Origin of the sequence: Arthrobacter globiformis (assembly GCF_030818015.1) — a bacterium.
Lineage (GTDB): Bacteria > Actinomycetota > Actinomycetes > Actinomycetales > Micrococcaceae > Arthrobacter > Arthrobacter globiformis_C.
Genome location: NZ_JAUSZX010000001.1, coordinates 4,017,407 through 4,032,697, shown reverse-complemented (window position 1 = coordinate 4,032,697; position 15,291 = coordinate 4,017,407). Strand labels below are relative to the sequence as shown.

The following is a 15,291-nucleotide window of genomic DNA, read 5'->3' as shown; positions in this document are numbered from 1 at the left end:
ACTGACAGCGGTGGGGTGACGTTCACAGGGCGTTCGCTGGCAGAGAGATCAAATGCAAAAGCATATCCAGCATGACGGCAGTACGGAACCTTCACAGCATCAGCACAGGGTCGGGACAGAAGGGCCAAAGCCCCGGTGGACAGGATTAGGGGGAAAGCTCCGGGAACCGTCGGAGCGGAACCGCCTGAGGAGCCATAATGTACACGGAGACCGGCCACGCCTCTGTTGTTGAAGAGACCTTCCCTGTTCCGCCGGCGCCTGTCCCGCATGCGCCTGTCCCGCCGGCGGCGCCGCGGGACAAGAAGCGGGTTGGCCCCGCCGTTTTCGTCACGTGCCTCGTGGCGGCCGGACTCCTGGGCGGCGGGGCTGCCACGGGGGTTGCGGCCCTGTGGCCCGACGCTACGGCGCAGATGCCCACGACGGCGCAGGCCGCCATCAGCCCGGTCATCGTCAACAACACGGAAAGCGTCAACGCCGTCACGGCCGCCGCGCACAAGGCCTCGCCCAGCGTGGTGACCATCAGCGTCAGCTCCGGCAGCTCCGGGGGCACCGGCTCGGGCATCATCCTGGACACCGAGGGCCACATCCTCACCAACACGCACGTGGTCACCCTGGACGGGGCGGCCGCGGACGCTTCTGTTGAGGTCCGCACCAGCGACGGGCAGGTCTACAAAGCGACCGTCGTAGGCACCGACCCGCTCTCCGACCTGGCCGTCATCAAGATCGACGCCCAGGGCCTGACTCCGGCAACCCTCGGCGACTCCGGCGCCGTCAACGTCGGCGACACGGCCATCGCCATCGGAGCACCCCTGGGACTTAGCGGCACCGTCACGGACGGCATCGTCTCCGCCGTTAACCGCACCATCGAGACGGCATCCTCCGCCACCTCCGACGGATCATCGTCCCAGGACGGATCTTCGCAGAACCCGTTCGGATCCCCGTCCGGTGTTGCTGCCTCCGCACAGGACTCCATCAGCATCAACGTCATCCAGACGGACGCGGCCATCAACCCGGGCAACTCCGGCGGCGCCCTGGTAAACGCGCAGGGTGAGATCATCGGCGTCAACGTGGCCATCGCGTCCGCGGGATCGTCGTCATCCTCGTCGACCCAGAGCGGCAACATCGGCGTCGGCTTCTCCATCCCGATCAACCAGGCGAAGCGCGTGGCGGAGGAGATCATCTCCACGGGCAAGGCGAGCCATGGCCAGTTGGGACTGTCCGTTCAGGACAAAACGTCAGGGTCGTCGTCGGACTTCACGGCCGGCGCAGAGGTGGCCTCGGTGACCTCCGGATCCGCGGCGGACAAGGCCGGGCTGCAGGCCGGCGACGTGGTCACTGCCCTGGCCGGGCGAAACGTCACCGACGCCTCCGAGCTGACGGCCGCCGCGCGCGAGCAGGCCGCCGGATCCACCGTGAAGATCACCTTCCAGCGCGACGGCCAGGAACAGTCCGCGGACATCACCCTGGATGCGGCGTCCTAGGCCTTGGGCCAGGATGGCAAACCACTGTTCGCTGAGACCTTCCAAGGAACTCCATCCTTCTTCCAAGGTCGGCGCCGGAGACTTGAACCGGCCGGTGGCGGTGGTCTTACCTCCACTCTCCGGGACCGGGCTGTTAGCCCAGTCCGCTGCCGGCCGCCAAATGGATCGCGGAGTCGTTTTAGGATTCGTGTATGCGCCGGACTGTTGTCAACAACATCGTCTCTCTGGACGGCTTCTACGCTGACCAAAGCGGGAACCCGACGGTGCTGAACATGGATGGGACTTTCGACGCTTACAACCTTGAACGGCTGCGCTCAGCGGGAACCGTGCTACTGGGCCGAACGTCCTTTGAAGGGTTCGGCGCCTACTGGCCGGCCATTGCTGACGCTCCTGAGGACCCCAACAACCGCGCGTTGAGTCCGGACAACCGGGACATCAGCCGCCTCTACAATCGCATAGCCAAAGTCGTGGTGTCGGACACCTTGGTTGTCCCTGCCGGCCACCCCTGGGCGGCCACCACGACCGTTATCCGGCGAGAAGAGGCGGGCACATGGCTGAAAAAGGAAAAACAGAACGGGACTGGGGACATCCTGATCTTCGGCAGCCGTGTCATGTGGAACGGCCTGCTGGCCCAAGGGCTTGTCGACGAACTGCATCTCACTGTCAGTCCGGCCGCCCTCACTGCAGGCCTGCCCTTGTTCCTCCGGCCCGTGAACCTTTCCCTGCTGGACTCACGGCCGTTCCCGGGATCCAGCAACGCCCTGCTGCGGTACCGCCCGGCGTCGACCTAGTGAGTCCTTAGCTCGCTGGCGCCCCCGGTGGCGGTTCCGAACCATCTCTTCAGGTAGGGGAGGAGGCCGTCCTGGTCCTCACCGATCCATGCGACGTGGCCGTCCGGCCGGAGCAGGACCGCTGGTGCGTCCAGTTCCGTGCTGGTGACCGCGACGTGGTCGATCCGGTCTGCCCACCCCGTCACGGAGAGTTTGCCGGTCTGGTCGAGCAGGAGCCCGCGGCCTTCACGGGTGAGCTCGTAAAGACGGCCCCGTGACAGAGGGATGTCACGGAGGCGCCTGCCGAGCAGTTCGGGCCCTTCGCCGAAGTCATACCGGACCCCGATCGAGCTGATCCTCTCGGCCAGGAACCGGCTGACGTCGTCGAAGTCCATCAGCTCGGCCAGCAGGCGGCGCACGGCCTGGGGGCCTGGCTCGGGTGAGATCAGTTCGCTCTGGGCCCGGGTGATGGTCAGCACGTCGGCGGCAACCGGGTGGCGCTCGGCGTGGTACGAGTCCAGCAGCCCTTGCGGCGCCCAGCCGTTGACCTCGGCGGCGAGCTTCCAGCCGAGGTTGAACGAGTCCTGGATGCCGAGGTTCAATCCCTGCCCGCCCAGCGGCGGGTGGACGTGCGCCGCGTCGCCGGCGAGGAACACGCGGCCATCGCGGTACTGCTCGGCCAGCCGGGTGGCGTCTGTGAAGCGGGTTATCCAGCGCGGTGAATGGATGCCGAAGTCTGTGCCGGCGAAGGCCCGCAGCTGCGTCCGGAGCTCCTCGATGGTCGGCGGGACCGCGCGGTCCTCGGCCACGGTGGCCGCGGGCACTACGGCGCGGTACAGCCCATTGCCGGCCGGGCCGACGCCGAATCCCCTGTGGGTCTTGCGAACCTCGTCCACCACCGCGGCCAGCTCGTCCGGCGGCGTTGTCACCTCCATCTCGCTGTGGATCCATTCGTTCGTCGCGGGGTCGCCGGGGAAGCCGATACCGAGCAGCCTGCGCACCAGGCTGCGTCCGCCGTCGCAGCCGACCAGCCAACTTGAGCGCAGCCGGGTGCTGTCGGCAAGCTCGACGCTTACACCGCCGCCGTCCTGCTCGAAGCCCGTCACCTCGCAGCCGCGGCGGACCTGCGCACCGAGCTCGACGGCGCGCTCAGCCAGCAGGCGGTCGGTGACCGGTTGCGGGATGCCGAGGATGTAGGCGTGAGCGGTGTCCAGGTTTACCGGGAGGGGTTTCTCGATCCCGGCGAAGCGGCCGACGCCGCCGGGATACTGCTGCCCGAGTGCGAGGAACCGGTCCAGCAGCCCGCGCTGGTCCATGATCTCGATGCTGCGCGGGTGCAGGCCGAGCGAGCGGACCGCGTTGCTCGGCTCTGCATCCTTCTCCAGCACGAGCACGTCCACGCCCTGCAGCCGCAACTCGCCGGCCAGCATCATCCCCGTCGGCCCGCCACCGCTAATGATCACGTCGAACATGTGAAAACCCCAATCCAGAAAGTAAGCGCGGCCTACCATTCTGGGCGAGGGTGGGGGCCTTGCGGCAAGCCCCCCGGCGAGCTATATCCTGAAAGTGGCAAGGAGGATGTTTCTCCTTGCCACTCGCATATGGGGGTCGGGCCTGCGAAGACGCCGAGGCTAAGCCCCGCGGGGCACGCTGTCCGGGTGCACCATGTCGCCGAAGCCATGAACCATCCACCGCCCGTGGTCTGGCCGCCACACGAGCGTGATCAGCAGTGGGTCGTCCAGCATTGTGGCCGGTGTGATGAACGTATGCTCTTTGGCTTCCCGGATAACACGCATGTAGCAGACGTCGAGGTCTCCCTCGGCGTAGACAGCCTGCCGGAGCATGCCGGGCTCCTCGATGGAGTCCAGCAAGGCGGCGGCGATTTCGAAGGATCCCCATAGTGGACGGGACTCCGGGGTCACGATCAGATGCAGGTCGTCGAGGTTCTTCGCCCTGTCATGGAGCGCCCTGAAGAACCAGTACCCGATCCGGCGCGGATCATTGGCGATCTCCTGCGATTCTTCCGCGTCAAGGTCAAAGTCTTCCGTCATGGCACAAAGCTACTCGTGGGGCGGCGCGCTGACGAGACCTTCCCCCGGGCGTAAATCGTGGCCGCAACCGAGACGGCTGAATCGTTTCCGCTAGGCTGGCTTCATGACGTTGGGGGACGCGGCCGAGCCGCTTGTGCACATCAAAAACTTCCGCATGGACTTCGGGGAAACGACGGTCGTCAAGGACCTGTCCTTCGATGTCCGGGCCGGGGAAACGTTCGGCTTCCTGGGCAGCAACGGGTCCGGGAAGACCACCACATTGCGGGCGCTGCTGGGCATTTACCAGCCCACCGCCGGCACCCTGCACATCGGCGGGAAAACCTTCGAGCCCAGGGACGGGGCGCGGCTGGGGTACCTGCCGGAGGAGCGGGGCCTGTACAAGAAGGAAGCCGTACTGGACGTGATGGTCTACTTCGGCCGGCTCAAGGGCCTGAGTAAACACAGGGCCCGCGCGTGGTCCCAGGCCTACCTGGAGCGGGTGGGCCTCGCCGACAAGGCCGCCGTCCGGCTGGACAAGCTCTCCGGCGGCCAGCAGCAGAAGGTCCAGCTCGGCGTCACGATCATGAACGACCCCGATCTGCTCATCCTCGATGAGCCCACGAAGGGCTTCGATCCCGTGAACCGCAGGCTGCTGATGGACATCATCGAGGAGCAGAAGCTCGCCGGCGCCACCGTCATCATGGTCACGCACCAGATGGAGGAAGTGGAGCGGCTCTGCGACCGGGTCATCCTCCTCAAGGACGGCATCTCCCGGGCGTACGGGACCGTCGCCGAAGTCCAGGACCAGTTCGGCGGCACGGTGTACCGGCTGGGCTATGAGGGAATCCTGCCCGCCTCTGACCTGTACGACGTCGTGCGCGACGCCGACGGGCATGCGGAGCTGGCCCCGACTGCAGGGGCCGACGAAACCACGGTCCTGCGGGAACTGATCGGAGCCGGGGTCGCGGTGCGCAGCTTCGCCACGGCACGGGCGTCCCTGGAGGAAATCTTCATCCAGGTGTACGGGGAACAGCACGAAATGGCAGAGTTCTAGGACGATGGCACGCACAGCATTCAAACAGCACAACCTGGGCACCGTCGTCGGGTTCGAATTCATACGCACCATCAAGAAGCGCGGGTTCGTGATCGCCACCCTGGCCATCCCGGTGGTCTTCGCGATCATCTTCGCCCTCGTCTACGCCAGCAACTCCAGCACCTCGGCAAACGCCGACGCCCAGAAGAACTCGGCGCTGACCTTCACCTACACGGATGCCTCCGGCCTCATCCCCGCACCGCTGGCCCAAACCGTTGGCGGGACCCTGACGTCCGACCCCGGCGCCGCGCTTGAGTCGGTGAAGAACGGCAGCAGCGAGGCGTACTTCGCCTACCCGGCGGACCCCGCCACCGAGCCGGTCAAGGTCTACGGCGCGGACAAGGGCATGTTCGAGAACGGCAAGTATGAGGCCGTGGCCAAACACCTGCTGGTCACCGCGGCCCAGTCCAAGGTCAATTCCCCGGAAGTCACCGCGGCGCTGAGCGGGGGAGTGAAGTTCGACGCCGAAACGTACCGGGACGGCCGGGTCTCCGGCGGGATCGGCTCGGTGATACCGCCGCTGCTGTTCCTGGTCATTTTCTACGTCAGCATGATTCTGCTGTCCAACCAGATGCTCAACAGCACGCTGGAGGAGAAGGAAAACCGGGTCACGGAGATGATCCTGACCACCCTGAACCCCACCACCCTGGTCACCGGCAAGATCATCTCCCTGTTCGCCGTCGGGCTCCTCCAGATAGCAGTGTTCCTCACCCCGATCGCCGTCGGCTACTTCCTCTTCCGCGACTCAGTGGCCCTGCCCGACCTGGACCTCTCCTCCCTGGTGTTCGAGCCCGTCCCGATGATCACCGGGGCGCTGCTGCTGCTGGGCGGGTTCACCCTGTTCACCGGCGTGCTCGTGGCCATCGGCGCGATCATGCCCACGGCCAAGGAAGCCGGCACCATCTTCGGGCCGCTGATGGCCCTGATCTTCGTGCCCTTCTACGCCGTCAGCCTCATCATCAGCGACCCCGAAGCCCTGATCGTGCAGGTCTTCACCTACTTCCCGCTCACCGCCCCCGTCACCGCGCTGCTCCGCAACGGCTTCGGAACCCTTGGTGCGGTCGAATCAGCCATCGTGATCGCCGAGGTGTTCATCGTCGGGATCCTGATCCTGCGCCTGGCCGTGCACCTGTTCCGTTACGGCTCCATCGAATACGGCCGCAAGCTCTCCATCGCGGGGACGTTCAGCCGGAAGGAACTGACCGCCAACTAGCGGGTTTGTTGCGGTCCCGGTGCGAGAATGTCCGCATGCTCATTTTCCTGGAGACCGAGCGGCTGGTGCTGCGGCAGTTCAATCCCCACGACGCAGACCTGCTCGTGGAGCTCGACGGCGATCCTCGCGTGATGCGGTACATCACGGGCGGTGCCCCGACGCCCCGGGGCGAGATTGAAAGCGAGTACCTTCCAGCATTCCTCGGCTACTACCGGAAATTCCCCGCCTATGGATTCTGGGCCGCGATCGAGAAATCAACCGGAGATTTCCTGGGCTGGTTCCACTTCCGGCCCGCCCCCGGCGATCCGCCCGACCAGCCGGAGCTGGGCTACCGGCTGCGCTGCGAGGCGTGGGGGAAGGGGTACGCCACAGAGGGTTCCCGTGCGCTGATCGCCAAGGGGTTTGCCGAGTTCGGCGTGCAGCGGGTGGTTGCCTTCACCATGGCAGTGAACACAGCCTCGCGACGGGTGATGGAGAAATCCGGGATGCGCCTGGTACGTTCCTTCGTCGCTGACTGGCCCGTGTCCATCCCGGGCGACGAACCCGGGGTCGAGTACGCGATCTCCCGGGGTGAATGGGAGCTGAACCCGGCCGGCGCAGCTTAGGGGCGCCCCTGGGTCAGATAACGGCCAGGGCGCCCTTCGCGCTTTCCACCAGAACATGGGTGGCGGCGGGCAGATGCCTGACCTCGCCGTCAATCTGGCAAGGAACGGCATCCCGCGTGGTGAAGGCGTAGCTGCTGACGCTTGGCTGGTTCCCGAGTCCCAGTGTCACGGCCCGAAGGGTCATCAGGGCCATCTTCCAGTGACCGGAGTGAGGGAGCGTCACAACCTCGAACCGGCCGTCGTCGGGGCCGTCGGACTCGCTCACCGTCCCATACTTGGCCATCCGCGAAATGTTGGCCAAGATCAGGCTGTCGAAGCGGGCGGTGGCCCCGTCGGCCCGGACCAGCTCGAACGGCTTCAGATGAGAGAGCGTGCGGGCGACGGACAGAAGTTCCAGGAATTTGCCCTTTCCGCCGCTCTCGATGCCGATAGCCATCAATGGTGTGAGCCCGAAACCTATATAGGAGTGGGCGTAGTGAACCCGTACCTGCTGTTCCTCGGTGAAGGTAATGCGCAGCAGGTCGATGTGCCGGGCCCGGCCTCGGAGGACAGCCTCCGGCAACGGCCTTGCGGGCATGCTCCGGTGATGGTCGTTGGCGTTCCCTGCCGCGAGCACGGTGCACACCGCCTTGCTGCCGGGAACGTCCATCACCCCGTTGACAACCTCGTTGTACCCGCCGTCGCCGCTGACCGAAACAATGAGCGGGGACCCCGTGGCCGCCACAGACCGTGCAAGGTCCCGTGCATGCCCGGCAAACTCCGTCGGCAGCACGTCAATCTGCAGGTCCGGTACTCCGGCAGCCAGATCCCGTTGCAGCTCGTTGATCCTGGCGGTCATGCCGGGCTTACCCGGGTTGAAAATCAGGACAGCCCGGTCAAAACGGGCTGCGGTTGCCTGGTCAGGTCCACTCGCTGTCATCGGCCTTTCAGCCCTGCCGATCCACCAGGTCGTCCGCTACGCGGTGGAGGTCCTGGACCCAGCCGGCTGAACGGCTCGGGGCCCCCGAACCGGCCTCGAAGTTCGCAAGCGCCTCCGCTATGCGGTCCAGTGCCTCCGAGATATTGGCTCTGACCGCCTTATAGCCTTCCTCCGAGCGGGGGTCGGAGGAAGCCGATGACAGCAGTTCCGCTCCGGACTTGATGACCAGTGAGGCCTCGTACTCGTTCACACCTGCACCTCGCGGCTTCCTCGTGTTGGACGGGCGGTATCTGTTCGTCAGCACAACCCTACATCTGCGGTGGCTGCCCCGCGGGGAGCCGGAAGCGGGCCACGAGAGTTTGCATAGCTTAAAGGGTTAAGCGATTGGTTCCCTTTGTGCCGTTACGGTAGGTCACTTCGACTTCCACGCCGTTAGTCGCCGCGTCCTGCAGTTCGTCGCCGGGTAGCCAGAGAGCGAACCGCCCTTGGGAAACCGTTGCTTTCACTTTCTGGTGGGCGCGGCTCACATAGCTGACTTCCGCGATGTCTGAACCTGCCGCGCCTGCCGCCAGGGAGATGAAACCGGCACTCATGCTGCCGGTTCCCAAGTCCGTGGCGATAAGCTCGCGAGGCCCTGGTGAGGCCTGATTGGCTGGTTTTCCGATCGAGCCGATCATGCCCTTGGTGAAGAGGCTCGCGAAGTCGTCGGTGATGCACATGACCGAGAACCCGCCGGCTCCCGACAGTACGACTGTGGTCCATACGCCGCGGCGCTCAGCGATCGCTAGCTGAGCGGACACGACCTCAGCGGCGTACATTCCGCCCCCCGTCCCCTTTTGGGATGAGCGGCAGTCGGCGGCGGCGGCGGCGCGGTCCTGCTCGCTCATGCTGGCCGGTGCGGGGGTCCAGCTGGCAAAGGCCGGGTCGCCACCTGAAAGGGAGGGCAGGACGATCAGGCCTGCGGTGGCGGCAGCCACCATTCCGCCGACGATTGCGAACCTTCGAACGGGCAGGCCGGTCCGTCTGGCTGACCGCGTTTTGTCGAAAACAGCTGAGGGTGCGGACTGCTGTTGGGGTTCCCGCCCTGTGTCGGTGGCCAGGATGCGTTGCAGGTCGGGGCGGACGCGGTGTGTGTTCGTGGAGCGCTGCGGGGCAGCGGCGTCGAGGGTACGAAGCACGGCGTCAATGTCTTGGTTTCGGGTCATGGCGTGGTTGTCCTTCCAAGGGAAGCCGTCGGCGTGCCAGCGGGTTCTGGTAGGTGTTCGAGATGAAGTCGGAGTGCTCTGCGGGCGCGACTCAGTCGCAGGCGGAACGCGACGGGTGAGATGCCAAGCACAGCAGCTGCCTGCGGTGCCGCGAGATCTTCGAAGACAGTGAGGCCGAGTGCCTCTTGATGGACCTCGGAGAGGAGGCGCCATGCTCGGCTCAGGTCCACGCGGCTCATCACTGCATGAGTGTCCTCATCCAAGTGCAGCCGGGTTGTGGCATCCGCCAGCCGCACGCCAAGTGCTTGGCGCCGCTGTTCGCCTCGGTGTGCGTTCAGCAGAATGTTCCGGGCGATGCCAAAAATCCATGCCCGTGCGTCCTCATGGATGCGCGGCACCTCATCGAGGCGACGCCAAACAACAAGGAACGCGTCAGCCGCGACGTCCTCGGCATGATCCGGATGTGCCCGCCGTTGAACGAATCTGAGCACGTCAGGGTAGATCACTTCGTACAACACTCGGAAAGTGTGCTCCCGGTCAGGAACTCGCGAAAGATGACTCATGCCCTGTACCTGTCCGCCACCCAACCAAGTGTGTCGCAAACGGCGGCCTATACAGGATATGAACACCAAAACGGTGGCATCCGGTCCGCAGGATTGGCCCATGAGTAGCAAGCCAAAGGCCGTGGAAGCTGTCCGGGATGGTCCCGGTGGGTCGGGCGCTCCTGGTCATGCGCTCCGAGCATCGGGATCCCTCAACATCATGCGAGGATTTCCGCAGTTCAGCAGGGGTCCCGATCAAGATTCTCCGAGCTTATCCACATAAGGGGCTGTATCGGTTTCACTGGCCTGCCCGGCATGCTCCCATGTTAGGAGCATGCCGCCATCCACCAGCCTCGATCCACCAGCACGCGGCGGCCTTCATGGGGGAGATCTAATGTCAAAGCATCTTGCACCTGCCGCTGTCCGGCGCACACCGCAGGTCCTACGGCCAGCCGTCCTGAGTCGTGCCGTTCGGATAGGCGCCGGCGCGGCATTCCTTGCGGTCTACGCTTTTGGATTCCACGGCACTGGCCCTCTTCTTTCGTCAGGCCAGCCGCCTGCAGAGATGCCTCGTGACATCGCCGTCAACATGCCGCTCGTATCCGCTGCCGTTGCCGCGGCTGCAGAGGGCTCCGTTTCGAGCGCCGGTGCCGTCTCGGCCTCCGCTGACGCGTTCCTGTCTTACAGCCGTCCTGTGGTCTTTACCGTAGCTAAGCCCATGACCCAGAAACTGGATGCGGTTTCCAGGAAGGTGCGGCGCCCCGTGGCTGGAAAGCTGATGGCGCCGTTGGAGGTCCTGGTTCCCACCTCGCACTTTGGGCTGCGGACAAGTCCGATCACCGGTTCTGCGGGTGAGTTCCACTGGGGCCAGGACTTTGCCGCCGCCTGCGGAACCCGCGTATTCGCGGCGGATGCCGGCGTGGTGCGGGCCGTGGGATGGCATCCGTGGGGTGGCGGCAACCGGGTGGAAATCGACCACGGGAACGGCCTGATCACCACTTATAACCACTTGGAGGGCATCGGTGTGAAGAAGGGCCAGTCGGTCCAGGTGGGGGAACTCATCGCCAGGGTCGGGACCACGGGGTCATCAACCGGATGCCACCTCCATTTCGAAACCATTCTGAACGGCAAACACACAGACCCCGACAACTGGACTCTGCTGCGGCTCCGTCACTCGGGACCGGTTGCCAATATCAAGATGACCGACTATCGGAAGCGCGGCACCGCGATGGAGACACCCTCCTGGGCTGTTCCGGTCGGAGCCGGCGCTCGCCATGCAGCGGTGAACGATGAGCACGGACCGTCCGCGCAGAGCGTTTCAGCGGTGAAGTCTTCTTCTCCCTCCAAGGCGTCTGCTTCCGCCGCCAAGCCTTCGGGTAGGCGGGCCGCGCAGCCAGCACCGAAAGTGGCCCCGCCCAAACCGGCTCACAGGGTGGCCGCGCCTAAGCCCGCGCCTAAGCCGGTAACTCCGGCTCCGGCACCGAGGGTGGCCGCGCCTAAGCCCGCGCCTAAGCCGGTAACTCCGGCTCCGGCACCGGCTGCCGCGCCCAAGCCGGCAACGCCGGCCCCGGCCCCGGCTGTCACACCCAAGCCGGCACCGGCTGTCACACCGGCACCGAAGGTGGTCGCGCCTGCGCCGGGTCCCGCGGCTACGCCGGCTCCGGCACCCAGGGTGGTCGCGCCCACGCCGGCTCCCGCGGCTACGCCGGCTCCCGCGGCAGCGCCGGCTCCGACTTCTTCACCCAGTGCTGCACCGAGCTCCACACCGGTTGCGGTCCCCGTTCCTGTTCAGCAGGTAACCGAGAAGCCGGCAACGGAAGCGGAGACAGCACCGGCGGCGGCACCGACAGCGGTTCCGGCTGCTACTGAGACAGCAGCACCGTAGGGAGCCCCTAGTTGTGGTTCGGCAAGGTGAGGATTTCGGCTCCGTCGTCAGTGATGGCGATCGTGTGTTCGCTGTGCGCCGTCCGGCAGCCTGTCGCGCTTCGGAGCGTCCAACCATCGCCATCAGTGACCAGCCGGGCCGTGTCCGCCATGACCCACGGCTCCAGTGCGAGCATCAGGCCAGGCCGCAGTTTGTACCCGCGGCCGGGCCGTCCGGTGTTTGGAACGTGCGGGTCCTGGTGCATGGTTGATCCGATGCCATGACCGCCGAACTCGGTGTTGATCGGGTAGCCTGCCTCGCTGAGGACCGAGCCGATGGCATGGGAAATATCACCGATGCGGGCGCCTGGTCCGGCAGCGGCTATCCCTGCGCTCAATGCGCGCTCGGTCGCGTCGATCATCGCGACGCTTTCCGCAGGCTTTGATTCGCCCACGATGAAGCTGATGGCCGCGTCTGCAGCGACTCCGTCTTTGGAGACGGCGAGGTCAAGAGTCAGCAGATCGCCGTCAGCAAGCGGGTAGTCGCGTGGCAGCCCGTGGAGCACGGCGTCGTTGACGCCCGTGCAGATGTAGTGGCCAAACGGCCCGCGTCCGAAGGACGGCGCATAGTTGACGTAGCACGACTCCGCTCCGGCCTCCAGGATCATGGCCTGGGCCCACCGGTCGATGTCCAGCAAGTTCGTGCCCACAGCGCTACGGCTCTTCAGCGTGTGCAGGATGTCAGCCACCAGGGCGCCCGACACTTTTGCTCGGGCCAGTTCGGCGGGGTTCAGGATCTCGATCATGCGGCGCCCTTCTCATGCGACCAATAACTATACCGGCCATATTATCCCGGTATTAGTATTGGATCCATGGTCAGGTTGCCCCTCACATCCGCGGAAGTCGAGCGCGGACAGCGCCTCGGCGCCCTGTTGCGTCGCGCCAGGGGAGAGCGCTCGATGCTCGAGACCGCGCTCGATGCCCGCGTCTCACCGGAGACCCTCCGGAAGATCGAGTCGGGCCGCGTGGCGACCCCTGCCTTCCCGACAATCGCAGCGATCGCCGATGTCCTCGGTCTCTCACTCGACGACGTGTGGGCCGAGATCAACCAGCCCGAACGGGGGGTTGAACCGGCCAGCTCTGGGCACAACGCAGGTGAGAGGTTGGCTTCGTAAGCCGCAATCCCGCGGCTGTGTTGCGGGGGCCGGCAAGGTGCTGCCTCCGCCTGGGCTCCGTCGTTCTTGTACGCTGCGGGTCTTATGCGCTGCGGCGTTGCTTCGGGGCCACGCCGCCGAGGCGCTGCGTGACCTGCCGGGCCCCGCTGGCGCAGGCCTCGCCGAGGCTCTGCAGGGTGTCGGGGGAGACCCGGAACTTGGGTGCGGGGATGAGGACGGAGGCCACGATGTCGCCGCGGTGGTCATAGACCGGGGCGGCAATGCCAACTTCCTCGATGGACGTCTCTCCGTAGTTGATGGCCCAGCCGCGCTTGGTGACTTCCTCGAGGCGCTGCAGGTACTCCTCGACCGAGTGGTCGTCCAGGCCGGGCAGGGTGATGGTGCCGCTGCGGAGGAGGGCGTTCACTCGTTCGGCCTGTTCCCCGGCGAGGAAGATCTGGACCGAGGCGCTGAGGGCATCGTTGTAGCGGGCGCCCAGCGGTGTGGTGTGCTTGACCTGCTGGCGGCTGGCGATCTGCTCCACGCACATCGACTCGGTGCCATTCCACACCATCAGGGCGCTGGTCTCGCCGGTGCGTTCGGTGAGGTCGCGCAGAACCGGATAGGCCACGCGCCGTTCCTCGAGTTCGGCCAGCAGCGGACCCGCCACCGCGATCAGGCCCAGCCCCAGCCGGAAGCGGCGTGTGTCCGGGTCGCGCTCCACCAAGTGTTCCTGCTCGAACGTGGCGAGGATCCGCGACACCGTGCTCTTGTGCAGGCCCACCCGGCTGGCGATCTCGGTGACGCCCAGCATGGGCTCGTCCGCGGTGAAGCTGCGGAGCACGGCGATGGCGTTGACGATCACGGAGGCGCCGCGGGCGTCGCCGTTGCCTGCGTCTTTGCCTGCGTCAGGGGCTGGGCTCGCGGGTGTTGCCGGGGGAGTCATGGTGTTCACTATATTTCTTCACTGTCGTGCTTCCGGACTTTGTTGCCTCGCGGAAGCGGGGCGGACATGCCCTCCCGGCCGCCCGCCGTCGTCGTACTTAACCCAAGGCTGCTAAATCAAAAGCCTTGCTGACAACGGCCTGCGGGGGAGGGCATGCCCTGTGGTTAGCCAAGCGGGTTGTTGGCTACCAGGGGTGTCAGGCGCTGATGATGTTGTGCTCAGGACCGAACGGGAACTTGGTGATGTTCTCGGCGCCGTCCTCGCCCACCACCAGGATGTCGTGCTCGCGGTAGCCGCCGGCACCGGGCTGGCCGTCCAGGACCGTGATCATCGGTTCCATGGAGACCACCATGCCCGGTTCCAGCACCGTGTCAATGTCCTCGCGCAGTTCGAGCCCGGCTTCGCGGCCGTAGTAGTGGCTGAGGACGCCGAAGGAGTGGCCGTAGCCGAAGGTGCGGTTGGCGAGTAGGCCGTGGGACACGTAGATCTCGTTGAGCTCGGCGGCGATGTCCTTGCACACGGCGCCGGGCTTGATGAGTTCCAGGCCGCGCTTGTGGACCTCGACGTTGACGTTCCACAGCTCGAGGGACCGGGTGTCCGGTTCGCCGAAGAACAGGGTCCGCTCCAGCGCCGTGTAGTAGCCGGAGGTCATCGGGAAGCAGTTCAGGGACAGGATGTCGTGCTCCTGGATCTTCCGGGTGGTGGCCCAGTTGTGCGCGCCGTCGGTGTTGATGCCGGACTGGAACCACACCCAGGTGTCGCGGATCTCGGAGTCCGGGAAGGTGCGGGCGATCTCGTGCACCATGGCCTCGGTGCCGATGAGCGCCACCTCGTACTCGGTGATGCCGGCGGTGATGGCGTTGCGGATGGCTTCGCCGCCGAGGTCGCCGATCCGGGCACCGTGCTTGATGACCTCGATTTCCTCGGCGGATTTGATCATGCGCTGGCGCATCGCGGCCTGGGCCACGTCCACCAGGGTTGCGGACGCGAACGCGGCCTGGATCTTGTTGCGGTTGTCCAGCGGCAGGGAGTCGTCCTCGACGCCGAGCCGGCGGACATTGATGCCGCGGGTGCGCAGCACCTCCTGGATGCCGTGGATGAAGTTGTCCCGGCGCCAGTCCGTGTAGACGAGGTTGTCGCCGTAGCTGCGGCGCCACGGCATGCCGGCGTCGATATTTGCGGTGACGGTGACCGTGTCCTCCTTGGTGACAACCATGGCGTAGGAGCGGCCGAAGTAGGTGAACAGGAAGTCGGAGTAGTACTTGATCGAGTGGTAGCTGGTCAGGACGACGGCGTCCAGGTCCTTCTCGGCCATGATGCTGCGGAGGCCGGCGAGGCGGCGCTCGAACTCGGCGTCGGAGAAGGTCAGCGAGACCTTCTCGCCGTTGTTGAGGACCTTGAGGCGCTCGAGCTTGGCGACGTCGTTGACAGCGTCGCCGGGACGGGTGAGGTTCTCGGTGGTGGTCATGC

Annotated in this window: 16 protein-coding genes; 7 read left to right on the top strand and 9 right to left on the bottom strand. The window is 65.7% G+C overall.

What is annotated here, in order from left to right; all coding sequences use genetic code 11:
• Positions 1 to 197 precede the first annotated feature (197 nt).
• Together QFZ23_RS18880 and QFZ23_RS18875 are read left to right on the top strand one after the other, a co-directional pair.
• Entirely contained in the window at positions 198 to 1,481 is a 1,284-nt protein-coding gene (locus QFZ23_RS18880; protein ID WP_306925274.1) for a S1C family serine protease, read from the top strand.
• A 191-nt stretch (positions 1,482 to 1,672) separates the two neighbouring features.
• The gene (locus tag QFZ23_RS18875) at positions 1,673 to 2,272 is read left to right on the top strand and encodes a dihydrofolate reductase family protein (protein ID WP_306925272.1); all 600 of its coding nucleotides are present in this window, start codon (positions 1,673 to 1,675) and stop codon (positions 2,270 to 2,272) included.
• On the opposite strand, the gene rox is transcribed toward QFZ23_RS18875, so the two are convergent.
• Complete coding sequence (gene rox, locus QFZ23_RS18870; RefSeq protein WP_306925271.1) at positions 2,269 to 3,723, bottom strand: rifampin monooxygenase; 1,455 nt, start codon at positions 3,721 to 3,723, stop codon at positions 2,269 to 2,271. The two genes, QFZ23_RS18875 and rox, sit on opposite strands and share 4 nt — an antisense overlap.
• A 159-nt stretch (positions 3,724 to 3,882) precedes the next feature.
• Positions 3,883 to 4,302 carry a hypothetical protein gene (locus QFZ23_RS18865; protein WP_306925269.1) on the bottom strand — a complete coding sequence of 140 codons (420 nt, stop codon included), beginning with the start codon at positions 4,300 to 4,302 and terminating at the stop codon, positions 3,883 to 3,885.
• Positions 4,303 to 4,405: 103 nt separating this feature from the next.
• On the opposite strand from QFZ23_RS18865, the gene QFZ23_RS18860 reads away from it, so the two are divergent.
• Genes QFZ23_RS18860 through QFZ23_RS18850 form a run of 3 tightly spaced genes read left to right on the top strand, consistent with a single transcriptional unit; the run spans position 4,406 to position 7,192 of the window.
• Complete coding sequence (locus tag QFZ23_RS18860) at positions 4,406 to 5,335, top strand: ABC transporter ATP-binding protein (RefSeq protein ID WP_306925267.1); 930 nt, start codon at positions 4,406 to 4,408, stop codon at positions 5,333 to 5,335.
• A gap of 4 nt (positions 5,336 to 5,339) precedes the next feature.
• Positions 5,340 to 6,587 (top strand): ABC transporter permease, encoded by a 1,248-nt coding sequence (locus QFZ23_RS18855; RefSeq protein WP_306925265.1) that lies wholly within the window; start codon positions 5,340 to 5,342, stop codon positions 6,585 to 6,587.
• Between the two features lie 35 nt (positions 6,588 to 6,622).
• Positions 6,623 to 7,192 carry a GNAT family N-acetyltransferase gene (locus QFZ23_RS18850; RefSeq protein WP_306925263.1) on the top strand — a complete coding sequence of 190 codons (570 nt, stop codon included), beginning with the start codon at positions 6,623 to 6,625 and terminating at the stop codon, positions 7,190 to 7,192.
• Between the two features lie 13 nt (positions 7,193 to 7,205).
• Here QFZ23_RS18850 and QFZ23_RS18845 read toward each other — a convergent pair whose 3' ends face one another.
• From QFZ23_RS18845 to QFZ23_RS18830, 4 genes are all read right to left on the bottom strand, one after another.
• The gene (locus tag QFZ23_RS18845) at positions 7,206 to 8,111 is read right to left on the bottom strand and encodes a diacylglycerol/lipid kinase family protein (RefSeq protein WP_306925261.1); all 906 of its coding nucleotides are present in this window, start codon (positions 8,109 to 8,111) and stop codon (positions 7,206 to 7,208) included.
• Between the two features lie 7 nt (positions 8,112 to 8,118).
• A complete protein-coding gene (locus tag QFZ23_RS18840; protein WP_306925260.1) occupies positions 8,119 to 8,361 on the bottom strand; it encodes a hypothetical protein in 243 nt (80 codons plus the stop codon).
• 118 nt (positions 8,362 to 8,479) lie between these two features.
• Entirely contained in the window at positions 8,480 to 9,316 is an 837-nt protein-coding gene (locus tag QFZ23_RS18835; RefSeq protein ID WP_306925258.1) for a hypothetical protein, read from the bottom strand.
• Entirely contained in the window at positions 9,313 to 9,834 is a 522-nt protein-coding gene (locus QFZ23_RS18830; protein ID WP_306925256.1) for an RNA polymerase sigma factor, read from the bottom strand. The genes QFZ23_RS18835 and QFZ23_RS18830 overlap by 4 nt, the downstream gene beginning before the upstream one ends.
• Positions 9,835 to 10,423: 589 nt before the next feature.
• Here QFZ23_RS18830 and QFZ23_RS18825 point away from each other — a divergent pair.
• Positions 10,424 to 11,743 (top strand): M23 family metallopeptidase, encoded by a 1,320-nt coding sequence (locus tag QFZ23_RS18825; protein WP_306925254.1) that lies wholly within the window; start codon positions 10,424 to 10,426, stop codon positions 11,741 to 11,743.
• A gap of 7 nt (positions 11,744 to 11,750) precedes the next feature.
• On the opposite strand, the gene map is transcribed toward QFZ23_RS18825, so the two are convergent.
• Positions 11,751 to 12,527, bottom strand: a complete 777-nt coding sequence (map, locus tag QFZ23_RS18820; RefSeq protein ID WP_306925251.1) for a type I methionyl aminopeptidase — start codon at positions 12,525 to 12,527, stop codon at positions 11,751 to 11,753.
• A gap of 66 nt (positions 12,528 to 12,593) precedes the next feature.
• On the opposite strand from map, the gene QFZ23_RS18815 reads away from it, so the two are divergent.
• Positions 12,594 to 12,896, top strand: a complete 303-nt coding sequence (locus QFZ23_RS18815; RefSeq protein ID WP_306925249.1) for a helix-turn-helix domain-containing protein — start codon at positions 12,594 to 12,596, stop codon at positions 12,894 to 12,896.
• Between the two features lie 82 nt (positions 12,897 to 12,978).
• On the opposite strand, the gene QFZ23_RS18810 is transcribed toward QFZ23_RS18815, so the two are convergent.
• Positions 12,979 to 13,821, bottom strand: coding sequence for an IclR family transcriptional regulator (locus QFZ23_RS18810; protein WP_306925247.1), 843 nt, complete (start codon positions 13,819 to 13,821; stop codon positions 12,979 to 12,981).
• Positions 13,822 to 14,017: 196 nt separating this feature from the next.
• The gene (locus QFZ23_RS18805) at positions 14,018 to 15,289 is read right to left on the bottom strand and encodes an aminopeptidase P family protein (protein ID WP_306925245.1); all 1,272 of its coding nucleotides are present in this window, start codon (positions 15,287 to 15,289) and stop codon (positions 14,018 to 14,020) included.
• Positions 15,290 to 15,291: the final 2 nt, after the last annotated feature.

Bases quoted from the DNA above. Each gene is read 5' to 3' on its own strand.
- QFZ23_RS18880 (WP_306925274.1), top strand. From the start codon at position 198: ATGTACACGGAGACCGGCCACGCCTCTGTTGTTGAAGAGACCTTCCCT.
- QFZ23_RS18875 (WP_306925272.1), top strand. From the start codon at position 1,673: ATGCGCCGGACTGTTGTCAACAACATCGTCTCTCTGGACGGCTTCTAC.
- rox (WP_306925271.1), bottom strand. From the start codon at position 3,723: ATGTTCGACGTGATCATTAGCGGTGGCGGGCCGACGGGGATGATGCTG.
- QFZ23_RS18865 (WP_306925269.1), bottom strand. From the start codon at position 4,302: ATGACGGAAGACTTTGACCTTGACGCGGAAGAATCGCAGGAGATCGCC.
- QFZ23_RS18860 (WP_306925267.1), top strand. From the start codon at position 4,406: ATGACGTTGGGGGACGCGGCCGAGCCGCTTGTGCACATCAAAAACTTC.
- QFZ23_RS18855 (WP_306925265.1), top strand. From the start codon at position 5,340: ATGGCACGCACAGCATTCAAACAGCACAACCTGGGCACCGTCGTCGGG.
- QFZ23_RS18850 (WP_306925263.1), top strand. From the start codon at position 6,623: ATGCTCATTTTCCTGGAGACCGAGCGGCTGGTGCTGCGGCAGTTCAAT.
- QFZ23_RS18845 (WP_306925261.1), bottom strand. From the start codon at position 8,111: ATGACAGCGAGTGGACCTGACCAGGCAACCGCAGCCCGTTTTGACCGG.
- QFZ23_RS18835 (WP_306925258.1), bottom strand. From the start codon at position 9,316: ATGACCCGAAACCAAGACATTGACGCCGTGCTTCGTACCCTCGACGCC.
- QFZ23_RS18825 (WP_306925254.1), top strand. From the start codon at position 10,424: ATGCCTCGTGACATCGCCGTCAACATGCCGCTCGTATCCGCTGCCGTT.
- map (WP_306925251.1), bottom strand. From the start codon at position 12,527: ATGATCGAGATCCTGAACCCCGCCGAACTGGCCCGAGCAAAAGTGTCG.
- QFZ23_RS18815 (WP_306925249.1), top strand. From the start codon at position 12,594: ATGGTCAGGTTGCCCCTCACATCCGCGGAAGTCGAGCGCGGACAGCGC.
- QFZ23_RS18810 (WP_306925247.1), bottom strand. From the start codon at position 13,821: ATGACTCCCCCGGCAACACCCGCGAGCCCAGCCCCTGACGCAGGCAAA.
- QFZ23_RS18805 (WP_306925245.1), bottom strand. From the start codon at position 15,289: ATGACCACCACCGAGAACCTCACCCGTCCCGGCGACGCTGTCAACGAC.